The organism is Streptomyces sp. LARHCF249, assembly GCF_052871255.1.
On sequence record NZ_JBIXJQ010000013.1, the window covers coordinates 76,340 to 95,010 of the forward strand.

The following is an 18,671-nucleotide window of genomic DNA, read 5'->3' on the forward strand; positions in this document are numbered from 1 at the left end:
AAGAACGGGGGGAGACGGGACGATGGCGGCCGAACTGGTCCGGGGGCAGAACCATGCCCTGTCCGAACACCGGGTGCGGATCACGGTCTCGGCGGGCACACCGGTGCTCGCCCTGGCCTCGCTCGGAGACGAGCGGGGCGCCGTGACCGGCCCGGAAGGGATCGCGCACCCCGGTGCGGGCGACCTTCCGGGGGTCGAGGCACCGGGCGGGTCCGCGGACCGGCACCGGTTCGCCGTCGACCTCGACGCGGTGGCCGCCGAGGTGCACCGCGTCGGCGTCCTGCTCTCCCTGCCCCCGGGCGGCCCGGCCCGCTTCGGTGCCGTCGCGGCCTCGCACATCGCCGTCACGGACATGGACGGCACCGGGCTGGCCGAGTACACCCTGACCGGGCTCGAGGCCGAGACCGCCGTCGTCGCCCTGGAGCTCTACCGCCGCCAGGGGGCCTGGAAGGTCCGCGCCGTCGGCCAGGGCTACGCCGGCGGGCTCGCCGACCTGTTCGCCGACCAGGGGCTCAGCGCCCCCGCGGCCGCCGAGCTGGCCGCACGCGTGCACGCCGGTGTCGCGGCGCCGGTGGCGCCCGACCCGGTCCCCGTCGCGCCCGACCCGGTGGTCCCGGTGTCCGGAAGCCCGTACGCGGGCACGCCCGGCCCCGCGCCGACGCCCGCGCCGACGCCCTCGCCCTCGTCCTCGGGCGACAGCACGATCAGCTACTCCCACCCGCGGCGCCGTCCCGCCGCCACCGAGCCGCCCGAGCCCGCGCCGCGCACCGCGCCGGCGCAGGAGCCCGGACAGCCCCCGCGGCCCGTCGCCGGGGACGCCGGCGGCTGGTCCATGGAGGAGCGGCTCTACAACCAGGTCTGGGGCATGTTCGAGGACCTGGCCCGCACGGTCGCCGCCTACCGCAGCGCCGTCGAGTTCGCCGACTCCCGCATGGACCGCGAGCTCGACGAGGCCCTGTCGGACCCGCGCCACCGCCTCGGGGGCTCCGGAAACGCCGCCCGCGACACCGCCCGGGCGCGCCGGGAGGAGCTCGTCGCCCAGGCCCAGGCCGTCCTCGACCGGGACCTCGCCCAGCTGATCGCCGAAGCGGAGGTGGTCGAGCCCGCACTGCCGGCCGCGTACGCCCGCTGGGACAACCCGGTCTGGCACGGCGGCCGGTCCGCAGAGCTGCCCGAGGAGAACCCGCTGGCCCTGCGCCTGGGCGACCTGTACCTGCCCGAGCGCCCCGACCTGCGGGTCCCCATGCTGATGAGGCTCCCGCTGGAGCGCGGCATCTGGATCGACAACGGCCGCACCGGGTCCGAGGCCGCGATGGCCATGGACACCGACCGGCTGCGCCGCGCCGCCATGGACATGGCCGTCGCCCACGCGGTGCGGCTGCTGGCCGTCCACCCCGCCGACCGGTTCTCCGTCCACGTCATCGACGCCGCCGGCGCCGGAGCGGCCTCCCTGGCGCCCCTCGTACGTGCCGGGGTGCTGGCCGGACCGCCCGCCGCCGGGGCCGCCGGGGTCACGCAGACGCTGGCGCGGCTGACCAAGCGGGTGGACCTCGTACAGATGGCGCTGCGGGCCGGCGCCCCCGAGGACCTGCCGCCGGACGTGGACACGGCCGACCAGCTCGTCCTCGTACACGACTTCCCGCACGGCTTCGACGACCGGGCCGTCACCCAGCTGCGGTACCTCGCCGACGAGGGTCCGGCGGTCGGCGTGCACCTGCTGATGGTCGCGGACCGTGACGAGGCTTCGGCCTACGGGCCGCTGCTGGACCCGCTGTGGCGCTCGCTCATGCGGCTGTCGCCGGTACCGGACAACCATCTCGCCGACCCGTGGGTGCACCACGCCTGGACCTTCGAACCGGACCTGCCCCCGCAGGGCAGCCAGGTCCTCGACCAGGCACTGGACCGGGTGGCGGAGGCCCGGCGGCGCGCCCGCCCGTGACGGGCGGCGGCAGGTCGATGACCTGCCGCTGACCACCTCTTGGGATTCCCTTTACCTTTGCGGGTTGCGGCGGGTACCCTGGTGAGCGCGGAGGGGAGTATTCCTGCTTTCCTGCTACGGCGTACCCGTCAATACGGACCACTGCGGCCATATGTGCGCAGTCGTCCCGGGGCGTCGGCCCACGGCCTCCAGGCCGCCCGGGTGGAAGAGACCTCCGGCAGCGATGACGCTGACGAAGTGCTGAGCCATCCGCCGGAGGCGTGTTTCACGTGGAAGTTTCCTGGACCCTGTGGGCCCTGACCATTCTCGGTCTGTCCCTCCTCATCGGCGCCGATTTCTTCATCGGCCGCAAACCCCACGACGTATCGATCAAGGAAGCGGGCACCTGGACGGTCGTCTGGATCGTCCTCGCCGCACTCTTCGGCCTCGGCCTGTGGTTCTTCGGGAACGGCCAGGCCTCCCAGGAGTTCTTCGCGGGCTTCATCACCGAGAAGTCCCTGAGCGTGGACAACCTCTTCGTCTTCGTCCTGATCATGGCGAAGTTCGCGGTGCCCTCGCACCTCCAGCAGCGCGTCCTGCTCGTGGGCGTGCTGATCGCCCTGGTGCTCCGCGCGATCTTCATCGCGGCCGGCGCGGCGATCATCGCCAGCTTCTCCTGGGTCTTCTACATCTTCGGCGCGTTCCTGATCTACACCGCGTGGAAGCTGATCCAGGAAGCCCGCAAGGACGAGGAGGAGGACGAGTTCGAGGAGAACCGCCTGCTCAAGTCCGTCGAGAAGAAGTTCGGCGTCGCCGACCGCTACCACGGCACCAAGCTCTTCATCCAGAACAACGGCAAGCGCGTCCTGACCCCGCTGATGGTGGTCATGCTCGCCATCGGCACCACCGACGTGCTGTTCGCCCTGGACTCCATCCCGGCGATCTTCGGCCTCACCCAGGACCCGTACATCGTCTTCACGGCCAACGCCTTCGCCCTGATGGGTCTGCGCCAGCTGTACTTCCTCATCGGCGGCCTGCTCAAGAAGCTGGTCCACCTCAGCTACGGCCTGTCGGTCATCCTCGGCTTCATCGGCGTCAAGCTGGTACTGCACGCCCTCCACGAGTCCGGGGTGCACGTCCCGGTCATCTCGATCCCGGTCTCCCTGGGCGTCATCTGCGGTGTCCTGGTCATCACCACGATCACCAGCCTGATGGCCTCGAAGAAGCAGGCCGCGGCCGAGGCCGCCGCCCGCCCGGAGAGCATCGACGCCTGACCGGTCCCGCGGGACTACGCGGGGGCGGCCGCTTCGGCCGCCCCCGTTTCCGTGCCCGCGGCCGCCCCGGCGCCCGGCCGCGGCCGTACGACGGCCGGGCCGGTCTCCGGCAGCAGCGCGAAGCAGGCCAGGCTGACCAGGGCGATCGCGCTCAGGTACACGGCCACACCCCACGGCGGACCGGAGCCGTCCGCCAGCGCCGTCGCCACGATCGGGGTCAGCGCCCCGCCCAGTACGCCGCCCAGGTTGTAGCCCACGGCCGCGCCCGTGCAGCGGATCCGCGGGGCGTACAGCTCCGGCAGGTACGCGCCCACCACCGCGAACATCGTCACCATGCCCAGCAGCGCCCCGACGAAGCCCAGCGTCATCAGCAGCGGATCGGCCGTGCCCAGCAGGGCCACCAGCGGGAACATCCACAGCACACAGGCCGCCGACCCGGCCAGGCACAGCGGCCGGCGGCCGTACCGGTCGCCGAGCACCGCGACCGGCGGGGTCATCAGGCCCATCAGCGCGACGGCGCCCATGATGCACGCCAGCACCGTCGTGCGGCCCAGGCCCAGCCGCTCGGTCGCGTACGCGAGGGACCAGGTGGTGACCGCGTAGAAGACGGCGTACCCCACGGCCAGCGCCCCGCCGGTCAGCAGGAGCAGCCGCCAGTGGCCGCGGACCACCTCGGCCAGCGGCGCGTCCGCCCGGCGGCCGCTCTCGGCCAGCGCCTTGAACTGCGGGGTCTCCTCCACCGAGCGGCGCAGCCACAGCCCCGCCAGGGCCAGCAGCCCGGCCGCCCAGAACGGGACCCGCCAGCCCCAGGAGGTGAACTGGGCGTTCGTCAGGGTCGCCGACAGGGCGAGGACGATGCCGTTGGCCAGCAGGAAGCCCACCGGCGGACCGATCTGGGGGAAGCTCGACCACAGGCCGCGCTGCCGCTCGGGGGCGTGCTCCGCGGTCAGCAGGACCGCGCCGCCCCATTCGCCGCCGAGCCCGAGGCCCTGCAGGAAGCGCAGCAGGAGCAGCAGCGCCGGTGCGGCCACGCCGATCGAGTCGTACGTCGGCACGCAGCCGACGGCGACGGTGGCGAGCCCGGTGAGCAGCAGGGAGGCCAGGAGCACCGGGCGCCGCCCGTAGCGGTCGCCGATGTGGCCGAAGACCGCCGAGCCGAGCGGGCGGGCGAGGAAGCCGACGCCGAAGGTGCCGAACGCGGCGAGGGTGCCGGCGAGCGGGGAGAAGGAGGGGAAGAAGAGCGGGCCGAGCACGAGGGCGGCGGCCGTTCCGTACACGAAGAAGTCGTAGAACTCGATGGCGGTTCCGGCGAGGGAGGCCGAGGCCAGGCGCAGCATCGAGGGGGCGGGTCGGGACGCGGCGGGTGAGGGCGACGGGGAGGGCTCTTGGTGCATGGTGCAGCAGATACCCCCTCCCCGGCCCTCAGGACGTGCGTTCGGCCATCATCGACCGGAAGGAGTCCCCCGCACTGCGAAGTTGACGGGTTGCGGACCTACCAGCCGCGTTCGCGCCACTCGGTCAGGTGCGGCCGCTCGGCGCCCAGCGTGGTGTCGTTGCCGTGGCCGGGGTAGATCCAGGTCTCGTCCGGCAGCCGGTCGAAGATCTTGTGCTGGACGTCGTCGATCAGGCTCGCGAAGGCCTCGGGGTCGCCCCACGTGTTCCCGACGCCGCCCGGGAAGAGGCAGTCGCCGGTGAATACGTGCGGGTGCCCGTGCGGGTCGTCGTAGATCAGGGCGATCGAACCGGGAGTGTGTCCGACCAGGTGGCGCGCGGTGAGCTCGACCCGTCCGACGCGGACGGTGTCCCCGTCCGCCACCGGGACGTCGGTCGCCACCGGGATGCCCTCGGCGTCGTAGGCGCCGGCGTACGTGGTCGCCCCCGTGGCCTCGACCACGGCCTGGAGCGCGCCCCAGTGGTCGCCGTGCTGGTGGGTGGTGACGACGGACGCGATGCCGTCGTCCCCGATCAGGCTCAGCAGCGTGTCCGCGTCCGCGGCCGCGTCGATCAGCAGCTGCTCGTCCGTCGCCCGGCAGCGCAGCAGGTAGGCGTTGTTGTTCATCGAGCCCACCGCGACCTTGGAAATCATCAGGTCCGCGAGTTCGTGCACGTCGGCCGGACCGCCGACCTTGACCTCTCCGGTGTACGTCATGTTTTTGATCCTAGAGGTGTTTCGATCCTAGAGCGGCGGGAGTTCGGGGAGGCCGTCGCCGGCCGTGACGGCGAGGCGGGCGCCCCGCAGACCGCGTCCGGCCAGCCAGCCGAGCAGCTCGTCCTTGGGGCCCTCGAGGACCACCGGGGTGCCTTCGGTGCCGCCGGTGTGCCACACCTCGCCGGGCAGGGCGCGCAGCGTGACCGGGGGAACCTCCGGACGCCCGGACCAGCGGTCGGCGAGGAAGGCGATCTCGCGGTCGGTGAACTCCTCCGGGAGGTCGGAGAGCTCGTAGCCGATGTTCAGGTCGACGTGGTGCAGCGCGACCTCGACCCAGCGGCGGAAGGGCACGTTGGCGGCGAGGTCCGTGACGCCGCCCCGCAGCTCGACGGTCCGGGACCAGTCCTGGTCGCGCTCGGCGGTGGCCAGGAAGCGGGCCCCGGAATCACGGAGGTCCGCCAGGTGTTCTTCCAGAGGCCGGCCGGCGTCGCGTTCGATGTCCGCGTCGCGCGCTTCGGCGCTCGCGTACATGGGGCGCCCCTCGAAGACGTTGACGAGGGCGTCGGCGTTGCGCGCGAGGTGGGCCAGGATGTGGCCCCTGCTCCAGCCGGGGAGGTGTGACTCCTCGGCGAGCGCGGCGTTGTCCAGCTTCGCGACCGCGGTCAGCAGTCGGTCCGTCGCTTCACGTACAGATCGCAGGTCGTGCACATGATCAGTCATGAGGCGAGCCTAGTGCTCTCCGCCCCCCGGGCACACGATCGGGTGAAGCGGTCTGCGCAGTGCCGTAAATCGAATGCGCGTGCTATACGCTCGGAAGTCAGACTCCACTCCACCGCAGAGGCGCCCCCCATACCCTGGGACGGGGCCCCGTGCCCCCGCTCTCTCAAGAAAGGTGCGGACCGGCGTGACCGACCGTCTCATCGTTCGTGGCGCTCGCGAGCACAACCTCAAGAACGTCTCGCTCGACCTGCCCCGCGACTCACTCATCGTCTTCACCGGACTCTCCGGGTCGGGCAAGTCCTCCCTGGCCTTCGACACGATCTTCGCCGAGGGCCAGCGCCGCTACGTCGAGTCGCTCTCGTCGTACGCCCGCCAGTTCCTCGGGCAGATGGACAAGCCCGACGTCGACTTCATCGAGGGGCTCTCGCCGGCCGTCTCGATCGACCAGAAGTCGACCTCGCGCAATCCGCGCTCGACCGTGGGCACCATCACCGAGGTCTACGACTACCTCCGCCTCCTGTTCGCCCGCATCGGCAAGCCGCACTGTCCCGAGTGCCGGCGCCCCATCTCGCGCCAGTCGCCGCAGGCGATCGTCGACAAGGTGCTCGCGCTCCCCGAGGGCAGCCGCTTCCAGGTGCTCTCGCCGCTGGTGCGCGAGCGCAAGGGCGAGTTCGTCGACCTCTTCGCCGACCTGCAGACCAAGGGCTACAGCCGGGCGCGGGTGGACGGGGAGACGATCCAGCTCTCCGAGCCGCCCACCCTGAAGAAGCAGGAGAAGCACACCATCGAGGTGGTCATCGACCGCCTCACCGTCAAGGACAGCGCCAAGCGCCGGCTCACCGACTCGGTGGAGACCGCCCTCGGCCTCTCCGGCGGCATGGTCATCCTGGACTTCGTCGACCTCGCCGAGGACGACCCCGAGCGTGAGCGGATGTTCTCCGAGCACCTCTACTGCCCGTACGACGACCTCTCCTTCGAGGAGCTGGAGCCGCGCTCCTTCTCCTTCAACTCGCCGTTCGGCGCCTGCCCGGAGTGCACGGGCATCGGCACGCGCATGGAGGTGGACCCGGATCTGATCATTCCGGACGAGGAGAAGTCCCTGGACGAGGGTGCGGTCTCGCCGTGGTCGCTCGGTCACACCAAGGACTACTTCCAGCGGCTGATCGGCGCCCTGGCCGGGGAGCTGGGCTTCCGCACCGACATCCCGTGGGCCGGGCTGCCGCAGCGCGCGAAGAAGGCCCTGCTGTACGGTCACAAGACGCAGATCGAGGTCCGCTACCGCAACCGCTACGGGCGGGAGCGGGCGTACACCACGGCCTTCGAGGGCGCGGTGCCCTTCGTCAAGCGGCGGCACGCGGAGTCCGAGAGCGACGCCAGCCGCGAGCGCTTCGAGGGCTACATGCGCGAGGTGCCGTGCCCGACCTGCGAGGGCACCCGCCTCAAGCCGATCGTGCTCGCGGTGACGGTGATGGAGAAGTCCATCGCCGAGGTCGCCGCCATGTCGATCAGCGAGTGCGCGGACTTCCTCGGCCGGATGCGGCTCGACGCCCGCGACAAGAAGATCGCCGAGCGCGTCCTCAAGGAGGTCAACGAGCGGCTCCGCTTCCTCGTCGACGTCGGCCTGGACTACCTCTCGCTGAACCGCGCCGCCGGTACCCTGTCGGGCGGCGAGGCCCAGCGCATCCGTCTCGCCACGCAGATCGGTTCCGGCCTCGTCGGCGTGCTGTACGTACTGGACGAGCCCTCCATCGGCCTGCACCAGCGGGACAACCACCGCCTCATCGAGACGCTGGTGCGGCTGCGGGACATGGGCAACACGCTGATCGTGGTCGAGCACGACGAGGACACCATCAAGGTGGCCGACTGGGTCGTGGACATCGGCCCCGGTGCGGGCGAGCACGGCGGCAAGGTGGTGCACAGCGGTTCGCTGAAGGAGCTGCTGAAGAACTCCGAGTCGATGACCGGCCAGTACCTGTCGGGCAAGCGGTCCATCGCGATCCCGGACGTACGGCGGCCCGTGAACGGCGAGCGGAAGCTGACCGTCCACGGCGCCAAGGAGAACAACCTCCGGGACATCGACGTCGCCTTCCCGCTGGGCGTGCTCACGGCTGTGACCGGTGTGTCCGGTTCCGGCAAGTCGACGCTGGTCAACGACATCCTCTACACGCACCTGGCGCGCGAGCTGAACGGCGCCCGCTCGGTGCCGGGGCGGCACACCCGGGTGGCCGGCGACGACCTCGTCGACAAGGTCGTGCATGTCGACCAGTCGCCGATCGGCCGGACCCCGAGGTCGAACCCGGCCACGTACACCGGTGTCTTCGACCACGTGCGCAAGCTGTTCGCGGAGACCATGGAGGCGAAGGTGCGCGGCTACCTGCCGGGCCGCTTCTCCTTCAACGTGAAGGGCGGCCGCTGCGAGAACTGCTCCGGCGACGGCACGATCAAGATCGAGATGAACTTCCTGCCGGACGTCTACGTCCCGTGCGAGGTCTGCCACGGCGACCGGTACAACCGGGAGACGCTGGAGGTCCACTACAAGGGCAAGTCCATCGCGGAAGTCCTGAACATGCCGATCGAGGAGGCGCTGGACTTCTTCGAGGCGGTGCCGACGATCGCGCGGCACCTGCGGACGCTGAACGAGGTGGGGCTGGGCTACGTCCGGCTCGGCCAGTCCGCGCCGACGCTGTCGGGCGGTGAGGCGCAGCGCGTGAAGCTGGCGTCGGAGCTGCAGAAGCGGTCGACGGGGCGGACGGTGTACGTGCTGGACGAGCCGACGACGGGTCTGCACTTCGAGGACATCTCGAAGTTGATCAAGGTCCTGTCGGGGCTGGTGGACAAGGGGAACTCGGTGATCGTCATCGAGCACAACCTGGACGTCATCAAGACCGCGGACTGGGTCATCGACATGGGTCCCGAGGGCGGCTACGGCGGCGGCCTGGTGGTGGCCGAGGGCACGCCGGAGGAGGTCGCGTCGGTGGGGGCGAGCCACACGGGCAAGTTCCTGCGGGACATCCTGGGCGCGGACCGGATCTCCGACGCCGGGTCGCCTCCGGCGCGGGTCGCGGCGAAGAAGGCTCCGGCCGCCAAGAAGGCCGTGGCCGCCGCTGCCGCCAAGAAGGCGGCTCCGGCCAAGAAGGCGACGGCGCGGGCGCGCAAGGCCTAGCGCTGCGCTGAGCGCAGCAGGGCAGGAGGGGCCCGGCCGGGTGGCCGGGCCCCTCCGCCGTTTCGGGGGCCCTGCTCCCTCCTCACCAGGCGGCTATCCGCTGAGCTCCGCCGCGTACGGCGGCTCCGCGCCCGCCCGGGTGCAGGTCAGGGCCGCCGCGTGCGCCGCGTACCCCAGCACGTCGGGCCAGTCCACCGGGCCGTCCCGCACGCCCGAGAGCCGGTGCAGCAGGGCGGCGTTGACGGTGTCACCCGCCCCGATGGTGTCCGCCACGGCGACCGCGCGGGCCGCCACCGAGTGCTCCGCGCCCTCCCGGGTCCAGACCGTCAGCCCCGCCGCACCCCGGGTCAGCACCACCGCCGACGGCCCTGCCGCGAGCCAGTCGCCGACCCGGCCGCCCAACCACGCCGCGTCCTCCTCCGACAGCTTGAGGACGGAGGCGTACGGCAGCAGCCGCGTCAGGAACCGGGCGCGGTAGGCCGCCGGGTCCGCGATCAGCGCCGGCCGGATGTTGGGGTCCAGCAGGGTCAGCAGCCCGCGCCGCGACTCCCGGCGCAGCAGGGCCTCGTACGCGCTCGCACCCGGTTCCAGGACCAGCGAGCAGGTCCCGAGCGCGAGGGCCCGTACGGACCGGGGGAAGGCGGGTGGCAGGGTGAACAGGCGATCGGCCGTGCCCTCGACGTAGAAGCCGTACGAGGCCGAGCCGTCCGGGGCCAGCGCGGGCACGGCGAGGGTGGTCGGCTCAGGACCGCGCTGCACCAGCGACAGGTTCACCCCGGCCGCGCGGAGCCCGGCCAGCAGGCTCTCGCCGAAGCCGTCCGCCGAGACCCGCGAGCAGAAGGCCGCCTCGGCGCCCAGGCGCCCGAGCGCGAGCGCGGTGTTGTACGGTCCGCCGCCCGGCCGGGGCAGCAGCGCGCCCGGCGGCCGCGCGACGGGGACCAGGTCGATGAGGGCTTCTCCGCCGACGACGATCACGCGGGGGAAGCTACCCCATCGGGCGGCGGTATCGTCGGGTGCACCGTGCCCCGCCCGTTCCACCAGGAGAGTTCCATGTCCGCGTCGCCGTCCCCCGCCCGCCGAACCGTGCTCAGGGGCGCCGCCGCGCTCGCGGGGGCAGCCGGCGCGGGCGCGGCTCTCGCGGCCTGCTCGACCGAGACCAACAGCGGCGGGAACACCCCGGCGACCCCCACCGCCCCGGTGGAGCTGGGGGCCGCGGCCGAGGTGCCGGTGGGCGGGGCCAAGCTGTACCGGGAGCGGAAGCTGGTCGTCAGCTGCCCGGCGGCGGGCGAGTACAAGGCGTTCAGCGCCCAGTGCACGCACGCCGGCTGCGTACTGGACAAGATCGTCGAGGGCGAGGGCAACTGCCCCTGCCACGGCAGCCGCTTCGACGTGTCCACCGGCAAGGTCCTGAAGGGCCCGGCCACCGACCCGCTGCCGGCCGTCCCCGTCAGGGCGGAGAACGGCAAGCTCATCGCGGGCTGACCCGCGCCGGGCCCCGCCGGGCTCAGTCCCAGTCCCAGGCGATCCCGAGGATCCCGCGCCGCACCGACTGCTCCACCAGGTGCACCGCCCGGTGGCGGCCGCTCGGCGTGAGGTCCGCGAGGCCGGTGCGCGGGGCCTGCGGCCCGGTACGGGCGAAGCGGCGGCAGCGCACCGGCAGGGCCGCCTCGTCGAAGCGGACCTGGAGCATGTACTGGCCGCCCGCGTAGCTGAACCCGCGCACGTACTCGCCGCTGCGCGCGCCCGTACCGTCCTCGATGCCGTAGCCGAAGACGTACGTGTCCCCGCGCCGGAGCCGGGCGTCGAAGAGCAGCTCCGCGACCACCACCCCGGCCTCCGGGTGGCAGCGCACCCGGCCCGTGCGGCAGTTCTCGTACGCCGTCACGCGCATCCGGGACACGTCGCAGCCCGGGTCGCCGTGGTGGATGGCCAGGTAGCGGTCGACGCCGTCGCGGTGTGCCCGGACGATCTGCTGCGACTCGCGGGCCCGCATCTCGCCCGCCGGCCCTATGCGGACCCGCTCGTGGTGTCCGAGCGAGTGCAGCCCGCCGTCGGACGGGAGCTCCATCCCGTCCAGCAGCCTCTCCACGGTGTCGCCCCCGCTGAACAGGGCCCGGTAGGAGCGGGCGGCCGGGCGGGCCGGCCCGGGGTCCGGTTCAGGGGAGGACAGCAGGCGGAGCAGGGCGCCGTCCGGCAGGTCCAGGATCTGTTCCAGCGCGGTGACGGCTCGCAGGGACTCCGGGTGCCTCGGCCGCCGGGCGCCCTGCTGCCAGTAGCTGAGGCTGGTGACTCCGACCTTGATGCCGCGTGCCGCGAGCCGGTGCTGCACCCGGTGCAGGGGCAGTCCGCGGGCGGCGAGGGCGGCGCGCAGGGCGAGGTGGAAGGGGCCGCCGCGCAGTAAGCGGCCGAGTTCTGCCGTGTCCGCCGTGTTCCCGGTCCGCCGCATCGCGACTCCTCTGTGAACATTCACGCACGCCGGCGTGGGGGCCGGGCCGGTGGTGCGGGGGGAGCAGGTGACACGACAGTCGCTGTTCACACCGCAGTCCCACCGTTCACACTGCAATGTCACCGCGTATTGAAGCGTGTTGACCTGATCGCGACAACTCCCCGATGCTCCTCCACAGCGTCCGGACGCGCTCCTCCACCCCCACATCCCCACTGCGGGAGGAACGCGATGCGCAACAGAAACGGGCGGCATTCCCCGGCCGCCCTCGTCACCGCCCTGCTCCTGGCCCTGCCCCTCGGCGCCGGTACCGCCACCGCCGCCGGGACCGGCTCGGACACCGACAGCACAGCCCTGGCCTCCAAGCGCCTGAACATCACCATGCAGGCACAGCAGAAGACCAACTGGTGCTGGGCCGCCGGCGGCAACACCATCGCCGCCTGGTTCGGCCGGAACCACACCCAGAACCAGTTCTGCAACGCCGCCTTCAACCGCCAGCAGGGTTACGACTGCCCGAACAACCAGGCCACCCTCGGCAACGTCCAGACCGGCCTGCGCTGGGCGGGCATCAACGCCGGCTCGTACGTGAACGGCTGGCTCCAGTACTCCACCGTCCAGACCGAGATCAACGCCAACCGCCCGATCGAGACCCGGATCCAGTGGTCCAACGGCGGCGGCCACATGCACGTCGTCTACGGCTACGACACCGCCAACAGCTGGGTCTACTGGGGCGACCCGTGGCCCTCCAGCGACCGCTACAACTGGGCCTCGCACGCCTGGTACGTGGACAACAACACCTTCTCCTGGACCCACTCCCTCTACCGGATCGGGGCGTGACCGCCATGACCCTGCGCGCCACTGCCGCCGCCGCGGTCCTCGCCGCCTCCGCCGCCCTCCTCGCACTCGCCCCGCAGGCCGTCGCGGCGCCCGTGCCGCAGCCGCAGGCCGCCACCGCCGAGACCCGGGCCGCCGCCGCGCGGACGGCCGCCGCGCCGGAGACCCTGGCCACGGTCTCGCGGTTCTTCGCCCGGGAGGGGAAGGTCTCGGTCACGGCCGCTCAGCCCCGCATAGCGGGGGAGGCCGTCGCGGTGCACTACCTCTCCCCGGACTTCGTCGCGGGCAAGGCGGGCGCGCCCGTCGCGCGACTGGAGTTCCTCGCGAGTGAGGCCGTCTCCTCCGACGGGCAGCGGGCCGCGCTGTGGACCGCGCAAACCGAGGCCGGCTGGCAGGTCGTGAACATCGCCACCGGCGACGACGAATTCCGCTACGCGCGGCTGGGCGCCGCGAAGCTGCCGGGCGGCACCGTGTTCCGGGAGCCGCAGATCGACGCGTGGTACGTGGCCGAGGGGGGACGGGTGCTGCCGCTGGACGAGGACGCCGTTGCTGCCGTGGGCGCCGGGGGGACGACGCTGGGCGCGTACCGTGCGCGGGTCACGAAGGCCTACGGGGACAAGCTCCCCGGCTCTGCCTATGCCAAGGGCGGGGTGGCCGGGGGGTACGCGGAGGGCGCCTCCGAGCGTGATGCCCCGGTGACGGCGGTGGTCGGCGGGGCCGGTGCGGTTGCTCTCGGGGCGCTCGGCGTCCTGGGCGTACGCCGGGCCCGCCGATCCGCCGAGGCCTGACCACCGCAGGGCCCGGCCCGGCTCCGCCGGGCCGGGCCCTGCGGCCCGCCCCTGGCGCTCCGCCCCAGACCCCGCGCCCCACACGCGGCGGGCTGGATTTCGGCAGGCAGGCAGACGGCCGGCTCGGCCACATCCGGCCCCGCCGGCGTGTGAGGCGGGACGGGCGGGGCGCTGACGGCACGCTCCGTTGTCGGTGCGCGCCAGTAGGGTGGTTGGCATGGCCGACCCTTCCAGTTACCGACCCAAGCCGGGACAGGTCCCCGACTCCCCGGGGGTGTACAGGTTCCGCGACGAGCACCGTCGGGTGATCTACGTCGGGAAGGCCAAGAGCCTGCGCCAGCGCCTGGCGAGCTACTTCCAGGACATCGCCGGCCTGCATCCCCGTACCGCCACCATGGTGACGACGGCCGCCTCCGTCGAGTGGACCGTGGTGTCCACCGAGGTCGAGGCGCTCCAGCTCGAGTACACCTGGATCAAGGAGTACGACCCGCGGTTCAACGTCAAGTACCGCGACGACAAGAGCTACCCCTCCCTCGCCGTGACGATGAACGAGCAGTATCCGCGCGTCCAGGTCATGCGCGGGCCCAAGAAGAAGGGCGTGCGCTACTTCGGCCCGTACGGGCACGCCTGGGCCATCCGCGAGACCGTCGACCTGATGCTGCGGGTCTTCCCCGTGCGCACCTGCTCCGCCGGGGTGTTCAAGCGGTCCGCGCAGATCGGCCGGCCCTGCCTGCTCGGCTACATCGGCAAGTGCTCCGCGCCCTGCGTCGGCCGGGTCACCCCCGAGGAGCACCGCGAACTGGCCGAGGACTTCTGCGACTTCATGGCCGGCCGCACCGGCACCTACCTCTCCCGGCTGGAGAAGGAGATGCACGAGGCGGCCGAGGAGATGGAGTACGAGAAGGCCGCCCGGCTGCGCGACGACATCGGGGCGCTGCGCCGGGCCATGGAGAAGAACGCCGTGGTGCTCGCCGACGCCACCGACGCCGACCTCGTCGCCGTCGCCGAGGACGAGCTCGAGGCCGCAGTGCAGATCTTCCACGTGCGCGGCGGCCGGGTCCGAGGCCAGCGCGGCTGGGTCACCGACAAGGTCGAGGCCGTCGACACCGCCGGGCTGGTCGAGCACGCCCTCCAGCAGCTCTACGGGGAGGAGACCGGCGAGTCCGTCCCCAAGGAGGTGCTGGTCCCCGCGCTGCCCGAGGACACGCCCGCGCTGAGCCAGTGGCTCGCCGAGCGCCGGGGGTCGGGCGTCAGCCTGCGCATCCCGCAGCGCGGCGACAAGAAGGCCCTCATGGAGACCGTCCACCGCAACGCGCAGCAGTCCCTCGCCCTGCACAAGACCAAGCGCGCCAGCGACCTCACCACCCGCTCCCGGGCCCTGGAGGAGATCGCCGAGGCCCTGGAGCTGGACAGCGCCCCGCTGCGCATCGAGTGCTTCGACATCTCGCACCTGCAGGGCGACGACGTGGTGGCCTCCATGGTCGTCTTCGAGGACGGGCTCGCCCGCAAGAGCGAGTACCGGCGCTTCCAGATCAAGACCTTCGAGGGGCAGGACGATGTCCGCTCCATGCACGAGGTGGTCTCCCGCCGCTTCCGCCGCTACCTCCAGGAGAAGCTGAAGACCGGAGAGTGGGAGGCGCAGGAGGGCGAGGCACCCGAGGCGCCCGAGGACGACGGGCGGGCCAAGCGCTTCGCCTACCCGCCGCAGCTCGTCGTCGTCGACGGCGGGCAGCCGCAGGTCGCCGCCGCCAAACGGGCCCTGGAGGAGCTCGGGGTCGACGACGTGGCCGTGTGCGGTCTGGCCAAGAGGCTGGAGGAGGTCTGGCTGCCGGGAGAGGACGACCCGGTCGTGCTGCCCCGGACCAGCGAGGGCCTCTACCTGCTCCAGCGGGTGCGTGACGAAGCCCACCGCTTCGCCATCCGGTACCAGCGCAACAAGCGCGGAAAGCGCCTGAAGGCGGGCGCGCTGGACGAGGTGCCCGGCCTCGGCGAGAGTCGCAGGCAGGCCCTGGTCAAGCACTTCGGTTCGGTGAAGAAGCTCCGACAGGCGACAATCGACCAGATCTGCGAGGTCCCGGGCATAGGCCGCAAGACGGCCGAGGCCGTGGCCGTGGCCCTCGCCCGGTCGGTTCCCGCCGGTCCTGCCGTCAACACGGCCACAGGAGAGATCATTGAGGATGAGAACCCCGCCCAGCGGGTGGGGGCACCTCCCAGCGGTGGCTGGGAGACATCGTCCGAACGGGGGACCGAGCAATGACCGAGCACGAGACCGCGCACGACCGAGACGGAGCACAGGTGAGTACGGGCACGACAGCGGAGCCCGGCGAGACCGCCGAGGCGGCCATCCCCGAGCTGGTGATCATCTCCGGGATGTCCGGGGCCGGCCGCAGCACGGCGGCCAAGTGTCTGGAGGACCTCGGCTGGTTCGTCGTCGACAACCTGCCCCCGGCGCTGATCCCCACCATGGTGGAGCTCGGCGCCCGCTCCCAGGGCAACGTGGCGCGCATCGCCGTCGTCGTCGACGTCCGCGGCCGCCAGTTCTTCGACGCCCTGCGCGAGTCCCTCGCCGACCTCGACAGCCGTGGCGTCACCCGCCGCATCGTCTTCCTGGAGTCCTCCGACGACGCGCTGGTCCGCCGCTTCGAGTCGGTCCGCCGCCCGCACCCGCTCCAGGGCGACGGGCGCATCACCGACGGCATCGCCGCCGAGCGCGACCTGCTGCGCGAGCTGCGCGGCGACGCCGACCTGGTGATCGACACCTCCAGCCTGAACGTGCACGAGCTGCGCGCCAAGATGGACGCCCAGTTCGCCGGGGACGAGGAGCCCGAGCTGCGGGCCACCGTCATGTCCTTCGGCTACAAGTACGGCCTGCCCGTCGACGCCGACCTCGTCGTCGACTGCCGCTTCATCCCCAACCCGCACTGGGTGCCGGAGCTGCGCCCCTTCACCGGGCTCAACGAGGAGGTGTCGGGGTACGTCTTCAGCCAGCCGGGCGTGAAGGAGTTCCTCGACCGCTACACCGAGCTGCTCCAGCTCATCGCCACCGGCTACCGCCGCGAGGGCAAGCGGTACGTGACCATCGCGGTCGGCTGCACGGGCGGCAAGCACCGCAGCGTGGCCGTGTCCGAGAAGCTCGCCGCCCGCCTCGCCTCCGAGGGAGTCGAGACCGTCGTCGTCCACCGGGACATGGGGCGCGAGTGATCGCACGGACCCCGCGGCTGAGCCGCCTGCGCCGCCTCACCCCGGGACGGGGCGAGGACGGCGCGGGCCGCTCCGGCCGCCGGCGCGGCGCCACGCCCAAGGTGGTCGCACTCGGCGGCGGCCAGGGCCTGTCGGCCTCCCTCGCCGCCCTGCGCCGCATCACCGGTGACCTCACCGCCGTGGTCACAGTCGCCGACGACGGCGGCTCCAGCGGCCGGCTCCGCGAGGAGCTCGGCGTGCTGCCGCCCGGCGACCTGCGCAAGGCGCTGGCCGCGCTGTGCGGAGACGACGACTGGGGCCAGACCTGGGCCCGGGTCATCCAGCACCGCTTCCAGTCCCAGGGCGACCTGCACGGGCACGCCGTCGGCAACCTGCTGATCGTCGCCCTGTGGGAACAGCTCGGCGACCCCGTCCAGGCCCTCGACCTGGTGGGCAGGCTGCTCGGCGCCCAAGGCCGGGTGCTGCCGATGTCGGCGGTGCCGCTGGAGCTCCAGGCCCTGGTCAAGGGGCACGATCCGGCCCGGCCCGAGGAGGTGGACACCGTCCGCGGACAGGCCACCGTGGCCCTGACGCCGGGCGAGGTGCACTCCGTACAGGTCGTGCCCGCCGACCCGCCGGCCGTGCCGGAGGCCGTCGCGGCGGTCCTGGACGCCGACTGGGTGGTGCTCGGTCCGGGGTCCTGGTTCTCCTCCGTCATCCCGCACCTGCTGGTGCCGGAACTGCTGGACGCGCTGGTCGAGACGAAGGCCCGCCGGGTGCTCTCGCTGAACCTCGCGCCGCAGCCCGGCGAAACAGAGGGCTTCTCTCCGCAGCGTCATTTGGAGGTTTTGGCCCGACACGCCCCTAAACTCGCCCTGGACGTGGTGCTGGCCGACGAGGCCGCCGTGCCCGACCGCGAGTCCCTCGCCGATGCCGCAAAACGGTTCGGTGCCGCGGTCGAGCTGGCGCCCGTGGCCAGGGAAGACGGGTCTCCGAAGCACGATCCGGAGCTGCTCGCCGCCGCGTACGACCGTATTTTTCGGATGCATGGAAGGATCGGCCCATGGCGATGACGCCCGCGGTGAAGGATGAGATCTCCCGCCTCCCGGTCACCCGGACCTGCTGCAGGAAGGCGGAGGTCTCGGCGATCCTTCGGTTCGCGGGCGGCCTCCACCTGGTGAGCGGCCGCATCGTCATCGAGGCGGAGCTCGACACCGGGATCGCGGCCAGACGGCTGCGCAAGGACATCCTCGAGATCTTCGGCCACTCCTCGGACCTGGTGGTCATGGCTCCCGGCGGTCTGCGCCGCGGCAGCCGCTACGTGGTCCGGGTCGTGGCCGGGGGAGACCAGCTGGCACGCCAGACCGGCCTCGTGGACGGCCGCGGCCGCCCGATCCGGGGTCTGCCCCCGCAGGTCGTCTCCGGGGCCACCTGCGACGCGGAGGCGGCCTGGCGCGGCGCCTTCCTGGCCCACGGCTCGCTCACCGAGCCGGGCCGGTCCTCCTCCCTGGAGGTCACCTGCCCCGGTCCGGAGGCCGCCCTGGCCCTGGTGGGCGCCGCCCGCAGGCTCTCGATCGCCGCCAAGGCGCGCGAGGTGCGCGGGGTCGACCGGGTCGTGGTCCGCGACGGCGACGCGATCGGCGCCCTGCTGACCCGTCTCGGCGCCCATGAGTCGGTGCTGGCCTGGGAGGAGCGGCGGATGCGGCGCGAGGTGCGCGCCACCGCCAACCGCCTGGCCAACTTCGACGACGCCAACCTGCGCCGCTCGGCGCGGGCCGCCGTGGCCGCCGGTGCCCGGGTGCAGCGCGCGCTGGAGATCCTCGGCGAGGAGGTCCCCGAGCACCTCGCCGCGGCGGGCCGGCTGCGCATGGAGCACAAGCAGGCCTCCCTCGAGGAGCTCGGCGCGCTCGCCGACCCGCCGCTCACCAAGGACGCGGTCGCGGGCCGGATCCGCCGTCTGCTGGCGATGGCCGACAAGCGGGCCCAAGACCTCGGAATCCCGGGCACCGAGTCGAACCTCGATCTCAGCGAGGAGATGGCCGACAACATGGCCGGCTGACCGGGTCCGCTGACCTGGCCGTACCCGCGCTGGAGGGGGTCTGCACGATCACTCGTGCGGGCCCCCTTCCCGCACCAGGCCCCATTGACATGGGCATGGACTGGTCGTGAGCCTTTCGTCCGGACACTTTCGTGGCAGACGAC

The 18,671-nt window shown here is 72.4% G+C and carries 15 protein-coding genes; 10 read left to right on the plus strand and 5 right to left on the minus strand.

Translation table 11 applies throughout. The features are described 5' to 3' along the window. The first annotated feature begins 22 nt into the window (after positions 1-22). Positions 23-1,939 (plus strand): TerD family protein, encoded by a 1,917-nt coding sequence (locus tag ACIPUC_RS30840; protein WP_446593677.1) that lies wholly within the window; start codon positions 23-25, stop codon positions 1,937-1,939. A 269-nt stretch (positions 1,940-2,208) separates the two neighbouring features. Next, positions 2,209-3,192: a TerC family protein gene (locus ACIPUC_RS30845; RefSeq protein ID WP_446593678.1), complete on the plus strand. Its 984-nt coding sequence runs from the start codon at positions 2,209-2,211 to the stop codon at positions 3,190-3,192. A gap of 14 nt (positions 3,193-3,206) precedes the next feature. On the opposite strand, the gene ACIPUC_RS30850 is transcribed toward ACIPUC_RS30845, so the two are convergent. The 3 genes from ACIPUC_RS30850 to ACIPUC_RS30860 form a co-directional block, all read right to left on the minus strand. Next, a complete protein-coding gene (locus tag ACIPUC_RS30850; protein ID WP_446593793.1) occupies positions 3,207-4,529 on the minus strand; it encodes an MFS transporter in 1,323 nt (440 codons plus the stop codon). Positions 4,530-4,684: 155 nt separating this feature from the next. Further along, positions 4,685-5,341, minus strand: coding sequence for an MBL fold metallo-hydrolase (locus tag ACIPUC_RS30855; RefSeq protein WP_446593679.1), 657 nt, complete (start codon positions 5,339-5,341; stop codon positions 4,685-4,687). Positions 5,342-5,368: 27 nt separating this feature from the next. After that, the gene (locus tag ACIPUC_RS30860) at positions 5,369-6,061 is read right to left on the minus strand and encodes a maleylpyruvate isomerase family mycothiol-dependent enzyme (RefSeq protein WP_446593680.1); all 693 of its coding nucleotides are present in this window, start codon (positions 6,059-6,061) and stop codon (positions 5,369-5,371) included. Between the two features lie 184 nt (positions 6,062-6,245). Here ACIPUC_RS30860 and uvrA point away from each other — a divergent pair, with 184 nt between their 5' ends. Then, on the plus strand, positions 6,246-9,224 hold the full coding sequence (gene uvrA, locus ACIPUC_RS30865; RefSeq protein ID WP_446593681.1) for an excinuclease ABC subunit UvrA: 2,979 nt from the start codon (positions 6,246-6,248) through the stop codon (positions 9,222-9,224). A gap of 93 nt (positions 9,225-9,317) precedes the next feature. Here uvrA and ACIPUC_RS30870 read toward each other — a convergent pair whose 3' ends face one another. Then, entirely contained in the window at positions 9,318-10,199 is an 882-nt protein-coding gene (locus ACIPUC_RS30870; RefSeq protein WP_446593682.1) for a carbohydrate kinase family protein, read from the minus strand. Positions 10,200-10,274: 75 nt separating this feature from the next. Here ACIPUC_RS30870 and ACIPUC_RS30875 point away from each other — a divergent pair, with 75 nt between their 5' ends. Beyond that, positions 10,275-10,706: a Rieske (2Fe-2S) protein gene (locus tag ACIPUC_RS30875; RefSeq protein WP_446593683.1), complete on the plus strand. Its 432-nt coding sequence runs from the start codon at positions 10,275-10,277 to the stop codon at positions 10,704-10,706. A gap of 22 nt (positions 10,707-10,728) precedes the next feature. On the opposite strand, the gene ACIPUC_RS30880 is transcribed toward ACIPUC_RS30875, so the two are convergent. Beyond that, the gene (locus tag ACIPUC_RS30880; RefSeq protein WP_446593684.1) at positions 10,729-11,670 is read right to left on the minus strand and encodes a hypothetical protein; all 942 of its coding nucleotides are present in this window, start codon (positions 11,668-11,670) and stop codon (positions 10,729-10,731) included. Between the two features lie 228 nt (positions 11,671-11,898). Here ACIPUC_RS30880 and ACIPUC_RS30885 point away from each other — a divergent pair, with 228 nt between their 5' ends. From ACIPUC_RS30885 to whiA, 6 genes are all read left to right on the plus strand, one after another. Continuing rightward, complete coding sequence (locus ACIPUC_RS30885; RefSeq protein WP_446593685.1) at positions 11,899-12,504, plus strand: papain-like cysteine protease family protein; 606 nt, start codon at positions 11,899-11,901, stop codon at positions 12,502-12,504. Between the two features lie 5 nt (positions 12,505-12,509). Then, positions 12,510-13,289, plus strand: a complete 780-nt coding sequence (locus ACIPUC_RS30890) for a hypothetical protein (protein WP_446593794.1) — start codon at positions 12,510-12,512, stop codon at positions 13,287-13,289. Positions 13,290-13,506: 217 nt separating this feature from the next. Beyond that, positions 13,507-15,546, plus strand: a complete 2,040-nt coding sequence (gene uvrC, locus ACIPUC_RS30895; protein ID WP_446593686.1) for an excinuclease ABC subunit UvrC — start codon at positions 13,507-13,509, stop codon at positions 15,544-15,546. Further along, a complete protein-coding gene (rapZ, locus tag ACIPUC_RS30900; RefSeq protein ID WP_446593687.1) occupies positions 15,543-16,490 on the plus strand; it encodes an RNase adapter RapZ in 948 nt (315 codons plus the stop codon). Before uvrC ends, rapZ begins: the two co-directional genes overlap by 4 nt. After that, positions 16,487-17,542: a gluconeogenesis factor YvcK family protein gene (locus tag ACIPUC_RS30905; RefSeq protein ID WP_446593688.1), complete on the plus strand. Its 1,056-nt coding sequence runs from the start codon at positions 16,487-16,489 to the stop codon at positions 17,540-17,542. The genes rapZ and ACIPUC_RS30905 overlap by 4 nt, the downstream gene beginning before the upstream one ends. After that, on the plus strand, positions 17,533-18,528 hold the full coding sequence (whiA, locus tag ACIPUC_RS30910) for a DNA-binding protein WhiA (RefSeq protein ID WP_030009075.1): 996 nt from the start codon (positions 17,533-17,535) through the stop codon (positions 18,526-18,528). The genes ACIPUC_RS30905 and whiA overlap by 10 nt, the downstream gene beginning before the upstream one ends. Positions 18,529-18,671 lie beyond the last annotated feature (143 nt).

Excerpts from the sequence above, each read along its gene's own strand:
- whiA (WP_030009075.1), top strand. The coding sequence starts at position 17,533 with ATGGCGATGACGCCCGCGGTGAAGGATGAGATCTCCCGCCTCCCGGTC.
- ACIPUC_RS30880 (WP_446593684.1), bottom strand. The coding sequence starts at position 11,670 with ATGCGGCGGACCGGGAACACGGCGGACACGGCAGAACTCGGCCGCTTA.
- ACIPUC_RS30860 (WP_446593680.1), bottom strand. The coding sequence starts at position 6,061 with ATGACTGATCATGTGCACGACCTGCGATCTGTACGTGAAGCGACGGAC.
- ACIPUC_RS30890 (WP_446593794.1), top strand. The coding sequence starts at position 12,510 with ATGACCCTGCGCGCCACTGCCGCCGCCGCGGTCCTCGCCGCCTCCGCC.
- ACIPUC_RS30850 (WP_446593793.1), bottom strand. The coding sequence starts at position 4,529 with ATGCTGCGCCTGGCCTCGGCCTCCCTCGCCGGAACCGCCATCGAGTTC.
- ACIPUC_RS30885 (WP_446593685.1), top strand. The coding sequence starts at position 11,899 with ATGCGCAACAGAAACGGGCGGCATTCCCCGGCCGCCCTCGTCACCGCC.
- ACIPUC_RS30840 (WP_446593677.1), top strand. The coding sequence starts at position 23 with ATGGCGGCCGAACTGGTCCGGGGGCAGAACCATGCCCTGTCCGAACAC.
- rapZ (WP_446593687.1), top strand. The coding sequence starts at position 15,543 with ATGACCGAGCACGAGACCGCGCACGACCGAGACGGAGCACAGGTGAGT.
- ACIPUC_RS30855 (WP_446593679.1), bottom strand. The coding sequence starts at position 5,341 with ATGACGTACACCGGAGAGGTCAAGGTCGGCGGTCCGGCCGACGTGCAC.
- uvrC (WP_446593686.1), top strand. The coding sequence starts at position 13,507 with ATGGCCGACCCTTCCAGTTACCGACCCAAGCCGGGACAGGTCCCCGAC.
- ACIPUC_RS30875 (WP_446593683.1), top strand. The coding sequence starts at position 10,275 with ATGTCCGCGTCGCCGTCCCCCGCCCGCCGAACCGTGCTCAGGGGCGCC.